This window comes from Epilithonimonas sp. JDS, from assembly GCF_021261315.1.
Lineage (GTDB): Bacteria > Bacteroidota > Bacteroidia > Flavobacteriales > Weeksellaceae > Epilithonimonas.
This window is the reverse complement of sequence record NZ_JAJSAX010000002.1, coordinates 754,790-768,262: the sequence shown is the minus strand read 5'-3', so window position 1 is coordinate 768,262 and position 13,473 is coordinate 754,790. Positions and strand designations below refer to the sequence as shown.

Genomic DNA, 13,473 nt, shown 5'->3' with positions numbered 1-13,473 from the left:
TGTTTTTTTTATCAGCTGTTTGATATGAATTTTGAAAAATCAGCTGATCATCGTTTGAAGAATTTGTACATTAATCTTTTAAGATCTGCATTCTCCCGTGTGTTTTTAGAATCTGAACGAGCGCTGTTGAGCAATAAATTTAGTCAGTAATGAATTACTGTTTTCCAATCATTGGCAAAGATTGCTATTTAACATAATATCTGCAATAATTAACCTACAACATGTCTACTACATCAAGTTAATATATTGATTCTCAATGCTTGAATTCTTAAGTGAATAGTTTTAGAAATTCATCATCCAGTTATTCAGATCAATATCTGAAGAGATATTCAGTTGCTTGCGAAGTCTGCTTTTCTTCATTTCTACGCTGCGTACGGAGATGTGTGTACATTGTGCGATCTCTTTTGTGGAAAAATTGAGCTTTAAAAATGCACAAAATTTTAATTGTCCACTGGTCATTTCGGGATATGCCATATTCAGTCTGTAATAGAAATCCGGATAGACATCTTTGAAGCGGCTGAGGAAAGAAGAGTCATTGCATTTTGCAAGTTCCAGTACTTCTGCAAAAGCGTCATTCACTTTGGATTCCAATTGATCCAGCTCTTTTTCTTTTGCCAAGAGATGAACTGTCGTTCTTACCCGCCTTTGTCTTTCTCGTCGGAATCTTTTGACGTACTTGACTGTAAAATACATTTTCACGACGAAAAAAAGAATAATACCTGCAATTATCAGATACATATTTTTGTACCAGCCAGTCTTTTCGCTCTCAATAATATTCTTCGAAATATGGTCAGTTTCTATCTTTTCTTTTTTTCTAATAACATCGTAAAGCTCTTTTGACTTTTTGGAATAATAGCTGTAAAGTCTGTCGTCTCCCAGTTTTTCATAGATGTTTGCCATATCATCATAGATGTACTGCAGTCTATAAATGTCCTGTGCTTTTTCGAAAATTGGTAATGCTTTTTTGTAATAATAAATGGAACTGTCCGGCTGATTCATTTCCAGATAGGTGTTTCCAATCCCATACATACCAAAAGCCTGGTTTATAGAGTCGTTTTCTGATTTTGCAAGTTGGTACGCTTTGCGGCTGTAGTAGAGCGCTTCTTTGTGCATGTCCAGATCAATATAAGTGTATCCTACGCTAGAATACTGTATTGCGAGCCAGCCGTTTCTCTTTTTTGGATCTTTAATTTTGTTGTAAAACTCTACGCTTTTGAGATCATTTTTAATGGTTTTTTCCGGCGACTGATACTGTAGATTCATGATTTCCGACCGGCCTGCATAGATCTGTCCCATCGAGCTGTAGAACTCATCATTGTCTTTGACTTTTTTGCAAAGTACTTCTGCGGCACTACTTGTTTCATTAGCTTTATCAAAAAAACCGAGGTAAGAAAAAGCTAGTGCTTTGGCTATCAGAGCCTGAACAGAGTGGTAGTCATCATTTTCGCTGCTGGCAAGATCCAGGAGTTTGTCTGCAGCTTCCAAAGCTTTTTGCTGCTCTCCAAGTCCTAAATACGAATTGATGATGGCTTTGAGTGACTTTGCTTTTCCTAAGTAATATCCGGACTTTTCTGAGATACTGTAAGTGTCAAGACTTGTTTTCAAAGCCTGATTTCTATCGGCGAGCTGGAAAGTTCCGATAATAATGCTGTCTATTTTTTTAGGAGTGTAATTTTGTGCTGTGGTCAATGTGCACAAAATTGAAAATAGAAATAGTATTAATTTTTTTGTAGGTCTCACAGTTATGATGTAGCTGCAAAAATATTAAAAATTCAAAGATAAATGTATATTAATATAGAATATTTACAATAGGGTTTTAGGGTATTAGATTTGCGGTCTAAATGATTCCAAAGTTGTTTTTGCATTCGGCAAGAATGTCGGGAAAGAATTGATCAAAGCAGGTCTGCAGTTCAGGTTTATGTTGTAGGAAAGCATCGAAAACAGGAATGTCCTTTTCAAGATATTTTGCCTTATGCAGTACGTTTTGCATACTGAATTTGATACCCTGATCCTGTCGGTAGTTAGTCAGCCAGTCATCGTGCTCCATTCTTATGAGCATTTTTTTGTAATGTTCAGGCAACCATTCTTCATTTTCCCACAGGATTTTATAAGCTTTTGCAGAATGTATTTTTAAATCCTGCTCGGTGTAGAGATGTGCTACAAAATAGTCAAAAGCTACATCCACAAAGGCACCGGAATAAAGTCTTACCAACGGACTGAAGATTTTTTTGGCTTCAGAAACCGCAGGATGTGCATCTGTAAAAGTATCGATTGCCCGATGAAGTTTGATTCCTTCCTGAATTTCTGGAGGAAAGTTTTCCCGTTCGTTATTTTTTATAAAATCCGCAATCATATTGCCAACAAGTTGTCCGTCGGAAAATGATAAAATGGAATGGGCAAGATAATTCAAATGCTGTGTTTTTTTTGTTTGAGGTTTTAAGACTCTAATTTACTACAATCATTTCTTAAAATACGAATGTGTTTAAAATATGTTTGCGGGATTGTGCACTTTGCTTAATAATTACTATAAGATTTTTCTAATTAATATTTTTTAGTTGGTAATGAGTATTTTCTGCAAATTATGTGGCGTTTATTAATAAATTTTTATGGCTGGTTAATTAATAAAATGAAATATAGCAGTTATCAAAATAAAAATATATTGCAAAGCGCTTCTAATCGCAATCAAACACTCAGTTTTTTAAAAATTTAATTTTTTTTGTAAGATTATTAAAAATTTAATAATTGTCGATTTTGCACTCATAATTATATTTTTAAATATAAACTGTAATTAATGATTTTTTGTTTTCAATATTTAACTAAATATTTAAGGCTTTATTAATTATTTTTAATTATTTTTATAAAAATATTAAAGTTCGAATAATTTTAGTATTATTGCAAACTTTAATTTAAAATTATTTTTATTAAAAAAAACACACAAATGAGACGACTTATATTTATTCTGTATGGTCTGTTTTTTATTAATGCCAATGCTCAAGTAGGCATAAATACAGATCTTCCCGATGCATCTGCAATCCTGGATGTTACAAGTTCAAACAAAGGTTTATTGATTCCCAGAGTTACGCTTAATAGTACCGCTGTCAAAGGTCCTATTACTGCAACGCCAAAAGATGGATTGCTGATTTACAATACTGGAGCCACTTTATCAAAAACTCTTTACAGCTGGGACGCGTCAGCTAATGCTAATACTGGTGGCTGGAACAAACAACTTTATTTTAAGGAAACGCCAAAAGTTGCTACAATTGGTCTGATTGCAAACGTGGCAAAGCTAAACAACCGTGATCAGGGACACGATGATTACCTCGTGAACGGTCCAGCAGCAAACAACTATAAGATCATTAATTCCGGATATATTCCCGGACTAAGTTTCAGAATGGGAACGACCGTTTTGCAGCCCTATGATACAAGTAGTGGAACTGGCCCGCATTGGGACATCATCACGGGACCTGGTGTTTATAAAATTGAAATTTCTTACCTCATCGCTGCTCCTACGCCGGATGCTGGCAGAGGAACTGCACTTTCCGGAGCTTACTGGAATATGGGTTATTACAGTGACCTTTATGTGCAGCCTTATAATCCTAGTACCAATACGGTCAGCGCTTTTTCTTATTATGAAAGAACTGAAGGTTCTACATTATCCAGATTGAGTCCGGAAGAACACAGGGTTACTTTTCAGCATATTTTTTCATCTTCAAACGATACCGATTACTTGTCACTTACCGTGAAGATTGGTAGAAAAACAGGATCCTCACATCAGGATTTGGTTAATGTTTTAGCCAGCGGTACAATTATTAAACTAACAAAACTAAGATAATGATGAAAAAAATAATGATTAGTATTTTGATTATGATCTTTAGTCAAACGGTCAAATCACAAGTAGGGATAGATCTGCAGACGGTAGATAATTCTGCTGCGTTAGAAATGTCTAATAGTAAAAACAAGGCTTTTTTGCCACCCAGAGTCAATATTACAAATCTTGTGAGTAATACAACGCCCATTGCAAATCCTGTAGAAGGTCTGATTGTTTACAATACCAGTTCTGTTTTGCCAAAAGGATATTATATATGGAATAACAGCAGTTGGAGCCTTTTGGCAACCAAAGAAAATTCTGTAGCAAATATGCTTGTGAGAAATACAGCTTCTACCATTATGCTTGCTGGTTTGGCGAATGATACTTTTGCGCCTGTTGTAGGTGGTACTTCTACTTTCAACAGTATTACGGGAGCTTCTTACACGCCTGCAACAGGTGTAATGACGGTTCCGCCCGGTAATTATTCTGTACAGGTGGTCTTCAATATTCAGGTTGCTGATGAGAATCCTGCTGCCGGAATTGGAAATACTATTAAAACACATCTTCATAATTATGCTGCCAAACTTGTTGACAGCACAACGCCGGCAACGATCTATGGCAGTTTGATCAAGGACAATCAGACATCTAATACAAGTGCTGCTACAAATCCAAAACAGCATGCTGCTGGTTTTCTGTTCAGTTTTTCAGTCGCTACTACGACTTCGTTTGTACTGAATCTGGCTCACACTTCTGGTGGCAGTTATTCCAATGGAGTAGGCGGTAATACGCCAAATAATGGAAGAATAACAGTACTTAATTCATTTATTCACATTCAAAGTTCAAAATTATGATACGCTCAAAATTATTTATTTTAGCCATTGTGTTTTGTGGCTTCAACCTAGCGACAGCTCAAGTCGGAATCAATACGGCCGCAGATGCATCAGCCGCATTGGATGTAGCATCTACAGACAGAGGTGTCCTGATTCCGCAATATTCATTGACCAGTCTTTCCAGTACATCTTCTCCTGTCGCATCTCCGGCAGAAGGATCATTGATTTACAATACAGGCGGAACATTTCCGAAAGGAAATTACTATTGGACAGGTTCTCAGTGGGAAAAGCTGTACATCAATAATGAATACGATCAGATTTTAAAAGTAGAAAAAAAAGGAGCTACAGCGGTCATTGCAAGCGGACCAACAGCCAGTAGCATTATTTCCTTTGACACAACAGGAATTATTAATACTATTCCAGGTGTTACTTTTGCGGGTGGTTCTACAATCAGTTTACCAGCTGGAACTTATAAGATTGATGTAAGTTTCGACGGTGCTGCTCCGACATCCACCAACTCCACAGTTTTTATTGCTGGCAATCATTTGTATGTGGTGAGTGCTGACATAGTAGATAATTCTGGGACACCAATTCCATTGAAAGATCTGAAAGTTGCATCGATAGTTAGTGGTGTAGGTACCATTAATGGCGGTATTCAGGGTTACAGATATTCCTATGTCTTGACTTTGGCGTCGACAACAGTCGTGAGGCTCAGATTAAGTCATAATGACGGTGCATCAAACTCATCTCCAACCAATGTGAGTAATGCAGGTATTGTAGCCAGTTTCTACAAATTTTTATAGTAATATTCCAGACCTTAAAGACAGCAATATTTGTGACTCAGGATTATTCTTGAGTCACATTTTTTTTATTAATTTAAAATAAAGACTCCACAAAATCCTCAATCTTACTGATCTCCTCAACCTTGATTCCGAATTTTTTCTTCGGAAGTTTATTAAGATTGGAAATGAAGATCTTTTCATAACCCAATTTTTCAGCTTCGGTAATCCGTTGTTCCACTTGGGCAACCGGACGGATTTCGCCGCTAAGTCCTATTTCTCCAGCAAAACAATAATGTTCGGAGATTGCAATATCTTCATTACTGGATAAAATAGAAGCGACTACAGCCAGATCCAAAGCTGGATCATCTGTCTTGATTCCGCCAGTAATATTAAGGAAAACATCTTTTGATCCGAGTTGAAAACCCGCTCGCTTTTCCAGAACAGCCAAAAGCATATTCAGTCTTTTGGAATCGAAACCGGTGGAACTTCTCTGCGGTGTTCCGTAAACTGCTGTCGATACCAACGCCTGAATTTCCAATAACATCGGACGATTGCCTTCAAGCGTTACCGCAACTGAATTTCCGGAAAGTTCCTCAAATTTCTTGGTAATAAGAATTTCTGAAGGGTTTTTGATTTCTTTTAAACCACTGGAAATCATTTCATAAATTCCAATTTCCGACGTAGAGCCAAAACGATTTTTGTTAGCTCTCAACAATCTGAACAGGTGATTTCTGTCACCGTCAAAATTAAGAACCACATCTACCATATGTTCCAAAACTTTCGGTCCGGCAATTTGTCCGTCTTTTGTAATGTGACCGACAAGGAAAACCGGAATGTTATTTTCTTTGGCAAACTTGATGATTTCGTTTGAACATTCGCGGATTTGAGAAACTGTTCCGGGCGAACTTTCGATCAGCTGCGATTGCAAAGTCTGGATAGAATCGATAATCATAAAATCAGGCACTAATTTCTGAGCCTCGTGAATGATCTTTTCCAACGACGTTTCTGTAAAAAGAAAACAGTTCGGATTTTTGACTTCTGCCAATCTGTCGGCGCGCATTTTAATCTGAGAGGCACTCTCTTCTCCGGAAACATAAAGTATTTTTTTCTTCATCTTCAAAGCTAATTGGAGAAGAAGTGTGGACTTCCCAATTCCCGGTTCTCCTCCGATCAAAGTTACAGATCCCAGGACAATTCCGCCGCCTAAAACACGGTTCAGTTCTTCGGAAGGTGTGATGATTCTTGGTTCCTCAATGGCTTCAACTTCAATGATGTTAATGATCGAAGATTTTGATTTTACAGCCACAGATTTTGTGGTTTTTTCAACGATTTCTTCCACCAGAGTGTTCCATTCGCCACAGGTTTTGCATTGCCCGTGCCATTGCGAATATTGTGCACCGCAGTTTTGACAGAAATAGAGAGTTTTGAGTTTTGCCATTCTGCGAAGTTCAATAAAAATTCGGAAAAGAAAAAGATTCAAAAGAAGTTTTATTTTGAAATTTCATCACTTAATTTTCAAAAGCTTAATTTTGCTGCGGAGACATCAAGAATGAGATCTTCAAAAAATTGTAATATTAAATAATTTAAAATGGCATTAGACAAAAATCATGTAGTAACGCTTAAGTACGTTCTGCATACTAATGATGAAAGTGGAGAGAAAGTGTTTGTGGAAGAAACTTCTGCAGAAAACGCTTTAACATTTCTTTACGGTGTTGGAATGATGATTCCGAAATTTGAAGAAGAAATTAAAAATCTGAATATCGGCGATAAGGCTTCTTTCGAGATTGCACCGGCAGAAGGCTATGGCGAAAGAGATCCGGAAGCGGTTACACAATTGCCTGTAGCGATGTTCGAAGGACAGGAGTTGCCTCCGGTAGGTGCTGTTTTGCCTTTAGCAGACAATCAGGGGAATAACTTCCAGGCGATGGTTGTAGAAGTAACTCCAGAAACTGTAAACGTAGATCTCAATCATCCAATGGCAGGCAAGAGTTTGTTTTTCGATGTTGAGATTCTAAATGCCCGTCCGGCAACAGAAGAAGAATTGGCGCACGGCCACGCTCACGGCGAAGACGGTCATTCCGGTCATTAATCAAAAATTCTTTCTGAATTATATAGCAAAGCACTCAATTTTTGAGTGCTTTTTTTGTGTGTAATAATCTATCTTAAAACAAAAAACTCCCGGGCTTGGGAGTTTTGGTTTAGTTATTTAAAATTATTTCTTAATAAACTTCTGAGTGGTTTTCTCTCCGTTTCTATCGGTCAATTCCAAAATGTAATTTCCTGAAGATAGTTTTTGAGCATTAATCTTTTTGTCAGATGATTTGCCTGTCGCAACCACTTGTCCTGCAGTATTGTAAATCTGGTAAGACAATTCACTGGAATCTTTTGATTGAATGTTGATGAAATCTTTTACCGGATTTGGATAGATGAGAGTTTGATTTCCTTTATTAACATCAGAAACTGCCAAGACTTCACTCTGAAGATTGATTGAATAATCTTCTGTCTGTCCGTAAGTGTTTGTATTACAAGAAGTAGCGGCGTTGTAGGATCCCACAATTCTGAGCCTTACTTTTCCTGTCACTGCTGTTGTAGGGACTGTAAATGTAGCGGAAACCGTGCCTGTAGAGGAAGTCGTTGCAACATTTTCTCCTGTGTTTGTGAAGACACCATTGTTGTTGTAATCCGCATAAATGTAATAACGTAAGTTGTAAGCTGTCGAACTGAATTCCGGTGTCAAAGTGATCGTGTATTGATTTCCTTTCGTCAGATTGGTTGAGATGTAAGAAAAATCTTCATACCCGTTTCCGCTCGTACTTGTGTTGTCAATTGTATTTAGTTTTACATTTTTGATCTTCATAAAGCTGGTGTTTCCGGCTTGAGAAGTACAGTAAGTATTTCCTGTTGCTAAAGTTGTGACAGCTGCATTATTACTGAATTCGGATAAATTTCCGGCTTCGTCTTTTGCTTTAATCTTAAAATTATAGCTGGTGGCTGCAGTAAGTCCCGTCACGTAATAAGTAGTGTTGTAGGTTGAAGTCAGAAGAACATCATCTTTATAAATGTTGTATCCGTCCATTGCAAAATTATCTGTCGCCGCGTCCCATTTGAGATAGGTCGAAACGTGCGTAGTTTCGGAAGCAGTAAGATTTAATGGCGTTGTCGGCGCTATAGTATCCGGAACTGGATTATATTTTGCACCCAAACCTACTGCATAAAAAGCATCTTGTGTTGCAATAGCCTCCGCCGAAGCTGCTCCATACAAATCGATTGCCGCCTGAATGCCATAATCTCGGGCATTCATATATGTAGCGTTAGCTGTCAGGTAATTGGTTTCTAATCGGTAAACGATTTTGGCTGCTTTTTCAAATCCGATTCCGGTTACTGAATAAGATTTTCCAATATCATTAGTTCCTGTTTTACCCTGAACTAATACATAGTACCAATGGTTCAAAACGCCGCTGTTGGTATGAACGCCGCAGTAATCATTCGTGTTTTGACCTGGTGTGATGCATCCTTCAGCTACTGTTGCCGGAATCCAGTTGAGTCCGCGGTACGTGTCCGGCTGTCCTGCAGATTTCGGATTGCTCATCGATCTTAGGTAGTACGGAGAATATAATGTGATATCTTCGCCAATGGAAAATGCCTGTTTATTCGGTAAATAAGTGTGTTCCACAACTGCGCCCCAAATGTCGGAAAGGCCCTCATTCATTGCGCCGGATTCCCGGTTGTAAGTTAGATTTGCGGTAAATGCACAAACGCCGTGACCAAGCTCGTGTGCCGTTACGTCAAACGCCGTCAACACATTAAAGTTAGAAGTTCTGTCGCCGTCTCCGTAGAGCATATAGGTGCCTGACCAAAAAGCATTATTTATATTGTTCCCATAATGCACATAACTTCTCAGAATTGATCCTAAGTTGTCATAACTGTCTCTGTTGTGAACATTTTTAAAGTAATCATAAGTTTTTTCAACACCGAAATGCGCGTCCAAAGCTGCATTGTCAAAGGTCGAATTGTTAAATTCTGCAGCAGTCCAGTTGTTATCTGCATCTGTAAAATCTGTGTTAGTGATGGTAGTGCTCTTTTTCAAATTATATGTTCGCACACCGCTTCCTCTTGTGGTGTCATACAAAATATAATTGGTGCCCGACGATGCCAAAGATGTTTCTATCGACTGTGCACCTGTGTAACGCGTATCCGCATTTGCAGGAACCAGGTTGGATAGCGTCGTTTTAAGATTTGAATCCTTGACATCAGAAATCATTTTTTCTGTATCAAGATCTTTTGTTAAAACGTTGTTGTGGGTTGCGTGCTTTATGATGGCGTCGGTCAAAAGAATTTTTCCAGTGGCAGCATCCACATAGATATAAGCTCTGCTCATTGGCTGCGATGCAAAAACATCAAATTTATAAGCTAATGTCAGTTTAAATGTTTCATCTGCCTGCTGCAAAGGAAGAAGGACTAGTTCTCCGCTTGGTTTTTTGTAATGATCAACATTACTTGCGAAATCGTCCCACATATATTTTTCCGCACCTACACTTGTAATTGCTTTGTCTAAGGCTGATGATGAAGAAATACTTGGTGATGTTTTTACATTTTCAGTACCGAAGATTTCACCATTCATGCTGGTAAGACTGCCATTTTTGTAATGCAAATTATAGATTCCGAATTCTACTTTAATATTATTGTAATAGAGTTGGTATTTCTCATCCAGAAAATTGCCTGTCGCATCTTTTTCAAATTTGGAAAGACGAAGTTCGGAATTTGGAGAAAGTTTAAGAACGTCCTTAAACAATTCAGATTTTGAATTAGATTTTAATTTGGCATCGCTTTTAAAAGTCACGAGACTGATGTTGCCATTTTTCTCGGTTACTTTTTTCTCAATGTACTCTTGTCCTTTTAAGTTAGCCGTGAAGCCGAGCAATCCTATAAGACCTAGATTTAGTAAATTTTTTTTCATCTTATATATTTTTTTTACGTTACTAAATTAATTAAAAAATTCAGTACAAATGTTATTTTGATTAATTATTATTAAATAAATTGTGATTAAAGTTTAAATTTGATAATAATTGTTGTGGATGATTGATATATTTGTTTTTGAATAGATAATTAAACACTTATGTGATCAACATTATTAAACAAAAAAAGCTTCCAGATTTGGAAGCTTTGATGAGATTAATTTTAAATTTTATTTTTTGATAAACTTCTGAGTGGTTTTCTCTCCGTTTTTATCTGTCAGTTCGATAATGTAATTTCCAGAAGACAAATTCTGTGCATTGATTTTTTTATCAGCAGATTTACCTTTCAGAACAATTTGTCCGGCAGCACTATAAATCTGATAAGAAAACTCAGCAGAATCTTTTGACTGGATATTGATCAGATCTTTCACAGGATTTGGATATAAAAGAGTCGCATTTCCTTTCGCAGCATCGGATACAGCCAGGAATTTTTTACCGATCAGAGTATAATCCTCAACCTGTCCGTAAGAGAATGTTTCACAAGCAGTCGGCACGGTGTTGAATTTCATAGAAACTCTCATCACCAAAGGCGTATCGAAAGCAATTCCACTAGGAACGGTGATGGTTCCGGTTACAGGTGTATTTTTAGTTCCGGCTTGTGTGAAGGCTTTTTCATTGGCATCATCAAAATCGCCATCTGCATTCCAGTCAATAAATACGGTGTACGCTTCGTTGTAAACAGTGCCTGTCCAAACCGGAGTGATGCTGATAGGATAAGATTTGGATTCGGTAACTTCTGTCGACAGATTTGTAAAGTCCTCATAGCCGGTTGTGCCAGTACTAGTATTATCAATCGTTCCAAAAACGACACGTTTGATTTTTTCATCTGCTGTGCTCGTTCCTGCGGATGTGCAATATTCAACCTGGTTTGTAGTCGTTACAGTGGCGGTGTTGCTTACTGCAGAAATGTTGTCATAAACATCCTTTGCTTTGACTGTGAAATTATAAGTTGTCTGTCTGGTTAATCCTGTCACTTTATACGTTAAAGTAGATATTCTGGCGATTTCAACACCGTCTTTGTAGATGATGTAGCCGTCCATATCTTCATTATCTGTAGAAGCATTCCAGTTGAGATTAGTACTTGTACCTTTGGTATTGCTTGCAACCAGATTTGTAGGAATTGTTGGTGGAGTAGTGTCTGGAACGGCCAGATATTTCGTTCCAATTCCCACCGCATAGAAAGCATCCTGAGTTGCAATAGCTTCCGGGGTTTTGTCTCCAAATAATTCCTTTGCAACCTGAACGCCAAAATCCCGCGCGTTTTTGTAAGTAGAGTTAGCGGTAAGATAAGTGGACTCTAATTTATAAACAATTTTCTCTGCTTTGTCCCAGCCGATTCCCGTTACGCTGTAAGATTTTCCAAGATCGTTGGTTCCTGTTTTTCCCATCACGAGAATGTAAAACCAATGGTTTAGAACGCCGCTGTTGGTGTGTACCCCGCAATAGTCGTTTCCAAAAGATCCGCCAATCGGTGTTGTACAGCCTTCTTCTACAGTTGCAGCTTTCCAGTTGATTCCACGGTAAGTATCTGGCTGTTTTGAAAGGGCAACTTTTGGATTGCTCATAGATCTCAAATAACCTGGAGTAGCAATGGTAATATCTTCACCAATCAAGAAATTCTGTTTTTCCGGAGCATATTTGTGCTCGACTACTGCGCCCCAAATATCAGAAAAACCTTCATTCATTGCGCCGGATTCTCTCTGGTAAGCCAAGTCGGCTGTATATTCGCAAACGGCGTGTCCCAATTCGTGCGCTGTCACATCAAATGCTGTCAACGGACGGAATGTTGAAGCGCCATCACCATAGATCATTTCGGTGCCAGACCAGCCAGCATTCTCATAACTACTGCCGTAATGCACGTAGCTTTTCAAGACTGCACCAGCATTGTCATAACTATTTCTGTTGAAGGTTGTTTTGAAGTAATCATAAGTCTTCTCAACGCCCCAATGTGCGTCCAATGCAGCATTGTCAAATGTAGAATTATTATGTTCCGCAGTGGTCCAGTTGTTGTCGGTATCTTTAAAATCTACACCTGAGCTGATGGTAGAAGATTTCTTAAGGTTATAAGTTTTCACGCCATTTCCTCTGGTGGCGTCTTGCAACACATAGCTTCCGGAGACCAATGTGGTTTCGATCTGTTTCGCACCGCTGTATCTTGTGTCTGCATTTCCGGTTTCAAATACCAGTGGATTTTTGTACGCAGTTGCAATGCTGATCGGCGTTTCCTTTTTTGAATTAATTTGAATCAGATTATCGTTTTGATGTTTTAGAACAGCATTGGAAAAAATAATTCTTCCGTCGATTGCGTCTACATAAATAATCGCTCTGCTGATTGGCTGTGCAGCATAAATATCAAATTTATAAGCCAGGAAAAGTTTGATCTCTCCCTCATTGGTCTGCACGGGAAGTAGAACCAATTGTCCTTCCGGTTTTTTGTACTTATTTTCTGCAACATATACAGCATCTTCCCACATATATTTCTCAGCTTTCACGCTATTCAAAGCTTTCTGAAATGCATCAGCAGCAGTGATCTGTGGATTGGTTTTAGCATTTTCTGTAGAGAAGATTTCCCCGTTCATACTGGTCAGCTTTCCTTCTTTGTAATGAAGATTGTAACCGCCAAATTCTACCGGAATATTATTGAAAAACATTTTGTATTTCTCGTCCGAGAATTTTCCTTCGGCTAAATTTTGACTTAATCTTAATTCTACATTAGGCGCTAATTTCAGAACTTCGGCAAAAATCGAGTTGGCGGAAGATGAGGTCAGATTGCTGTTTTGATTAAAAGTAACAAGGCTCAGATTGCCTTGCTCATCTTTGATTTTTTTATTGATATAATTCTGAGCCGTAAAAGCACTTGTGGATCCTAAAAACAAGCCCAGAACTCCTAAACATAGTAATTGTTTCTTCATATGCACTAATATTAATTTGTTTGCTAAAGTAGTTAATTTTTGAATTAAATTAAATATCGACTGTATTAAATTATTAAATTTTTAATTAATATTAAGTAAAATAAAAAATCCGGCATTTCAGCCGGA

General features: G+C 37.8%; 9 protein-coding genes. 4 read left to right on the top strand and 5 right to left on the bottom strand.

Annotation, left to right across the window (positions count from 1 at the left end; all coding sequences use genetic code 11):
• Nucleotides 1–282 precede the first annotated feature (282 nt).
• Nucleotides 283–1,689, bottom strand: coding sequence for a tetratricopeptide repeat protein (locus tag LUD75_RS10130; RefSeq protein WP_232705552.1), 1,407 nt, complete (start codon nucleotides 1,687–1,689; stop codon nucleotides 283–285).
• Nucleotides 1,690–1,837: 148 nt separating this feature from the next.
• Nucleotides 1,838–2,410 (bottom strand): ACP phosphodiesterase, encoded by a 573-nt coding sequence (locus LUD75_RS10125; protein WP_232705551.1) that lies wholly within the window; start codon nucleotides 2,408–2,410, stop codon nucleotides 1,838–1,840.
• Between the two features lie 528 nt (nucleotides 2,411–2,938).
• On the opposite strand from LUD75_RS10125, the gene LUD75_RS10120 reads away from it, so the two are divergent.
• The 3 genes from LUD75_RS10120 to LUD75_RS10110 are packed head-to-tail and all read left to right on the top strand — an operon-like array spanning nucleotide 2,939 to nucleotide 5,441.
• Nucleotides 2,939–3,832: a hypothetical protein gene (locus LUD75_RS10120; RefSeq protein ID WP_232705550.1), complete on the top strand. Its 894-nt coding sequence runs from the start codon at nucleotides 2,939–2,941 to the stop codon at nucleotides 3,830–3,832.
• Nucleotides 3,832–4,659, top strand: a complete 828-nt coding sequence (locus LUD75_RS10115; protein WP_232705549.1) for a hypothetical protein — start codon at nucleotides 3,832–3,834, stop codon at nucleotides 4,657–4,659. The genes LUD75_RS10120 and LUD75_RS10115 overlap by 1 nt, the downstream gene beginning before the upstream one ends.
• The gene (locus tag LUD75_RS10110) at nucleotides 4,656–5,441 is read left to right on the top strand and encodes a hypothetical protein (protein WP_232705548.1); all 786 of its coding nucleotides are present in this window, start codon (nucleotides 4,656–4,658) and stop codon (nucleotides 5,439–5,441) included. Before LUD75_RS10115 ends, LUD75_RS10110 begins: the two co-directional genes overlap by 4 nt.
• Before the next feature lie 73 nt (nucleotides 5,442–5,514).
• Here the strand turns inward: LUD75_RS10110 and radA are convergent, their stop codons facing one another.
• Nucleotides 5,515–6,858, bottom strand: a complete 1,344-nt coding sequence (gene radA / locus LUD75_RS10105; RefSeq protein ID WP_232705547.1) for a DNA repair protein RadA — start codon at nucleotides 6,856–6,858, stop codon at nucleotides 5,515–5,517.
• A gap of 150 nt (nucleotides 6,859–7,008) precedes the next feature.
• Between radA and LUD75_RS10100 the strand changes: the two genes are divergently transcribed.
• Nucleotides 7,009–7,509, top strand: coding sequence for a peptidylprolyl isomerase (locus LUD75_RS10100; protein ID WP_232705546.1), 501 nt, complete (start codon nucleotides 7,009–7,011; stop codon nucleotides 7,507–7,509).
• Nucleotides 7,510–7,632: 123 nt separating this feature from the next.
• On the opposite strand, the gene LUD75_RS10095 is transcribed toward LUD75_RS10100, so the two are convergent.
• Nucleotides 7,633–10,377, bottom strand: a complete 2,745-nt coding sequence (locus LUD75_RS10095; RefSeq protein ID WP_232705545.1) for a M4 family metallopeptidase — start codon at nucleotides 10,375–10,377, stop codon at nucleotides 7,633–7,635.
• 228 nt (nucleotides 10,378–10,605) lie between these two features.
• Complete coding sequence (locus tag LUD75_RS10090) at nucleotides 10,606–13,347, bottom strand: M4 family metallopeptidase (RefSeq protein ID WP_232705544.1); 2,742 nt, start codon at nucleotides 13,345–13,347, stop codon at nucleotides 10,606–10,608.
• Nucleotides 13,348–13,473: the final 126 nt, after the last annotated feature.

Excerpts from the sequence above, each read along its gene's own strand:
- LUD75_RS10120 (WP_232705550.1), top strand. The coding sequence starts at position 2,939 with ATGAGACGACTTATATTTATTCTGTATGGTCTGTTTTTTATTAATGCC.
- LUD75_RS10115 (WP_232705549.1), top strand. The coding sequence starts at position 3,832 with ATGATGAAAAAAATAATGATTAGTATTTTGATTATGATCTTTAGTCAA.
- LUD75_RS10110 (WP_232705548.1), top strand. The coding sequence starts at position 4,656 with ATGATACGCTCAAAATTATTTATTTTAGCCATTGTGTTTTGTGGCTTC.
- radA (WP_232705547.1), bottom strand. The coding sequence starts at position 6,858 with ATGGCAAAACTCAAAACTCTCTATTTCTGTCAAAACTGCGGTGCACAA.
- LUD75_RS10100 (WP_232705546.1), top strand. The coding sequence starts at position 7,009 with ATGGCATTAGACAAAAATCATGTAGTAACGCTTAAGTACGTTCTGCAT.
- LUD75_RS10095 (WP_232705545.1), bottom strand. The coding sequence starts at position 10,377 with ATGAAAAAAAATTTACTAAATCTAGGTCTTATAGGATTGCTCGGCTTC.
- LUD75_RS10090 (WP_232705544.1), bottom strand. The coding sequence starts at position 13,347 with ATGAAGAAACAATTACTATGTTTAGGAGTTCTGGGCTTGTTTTTAGGA.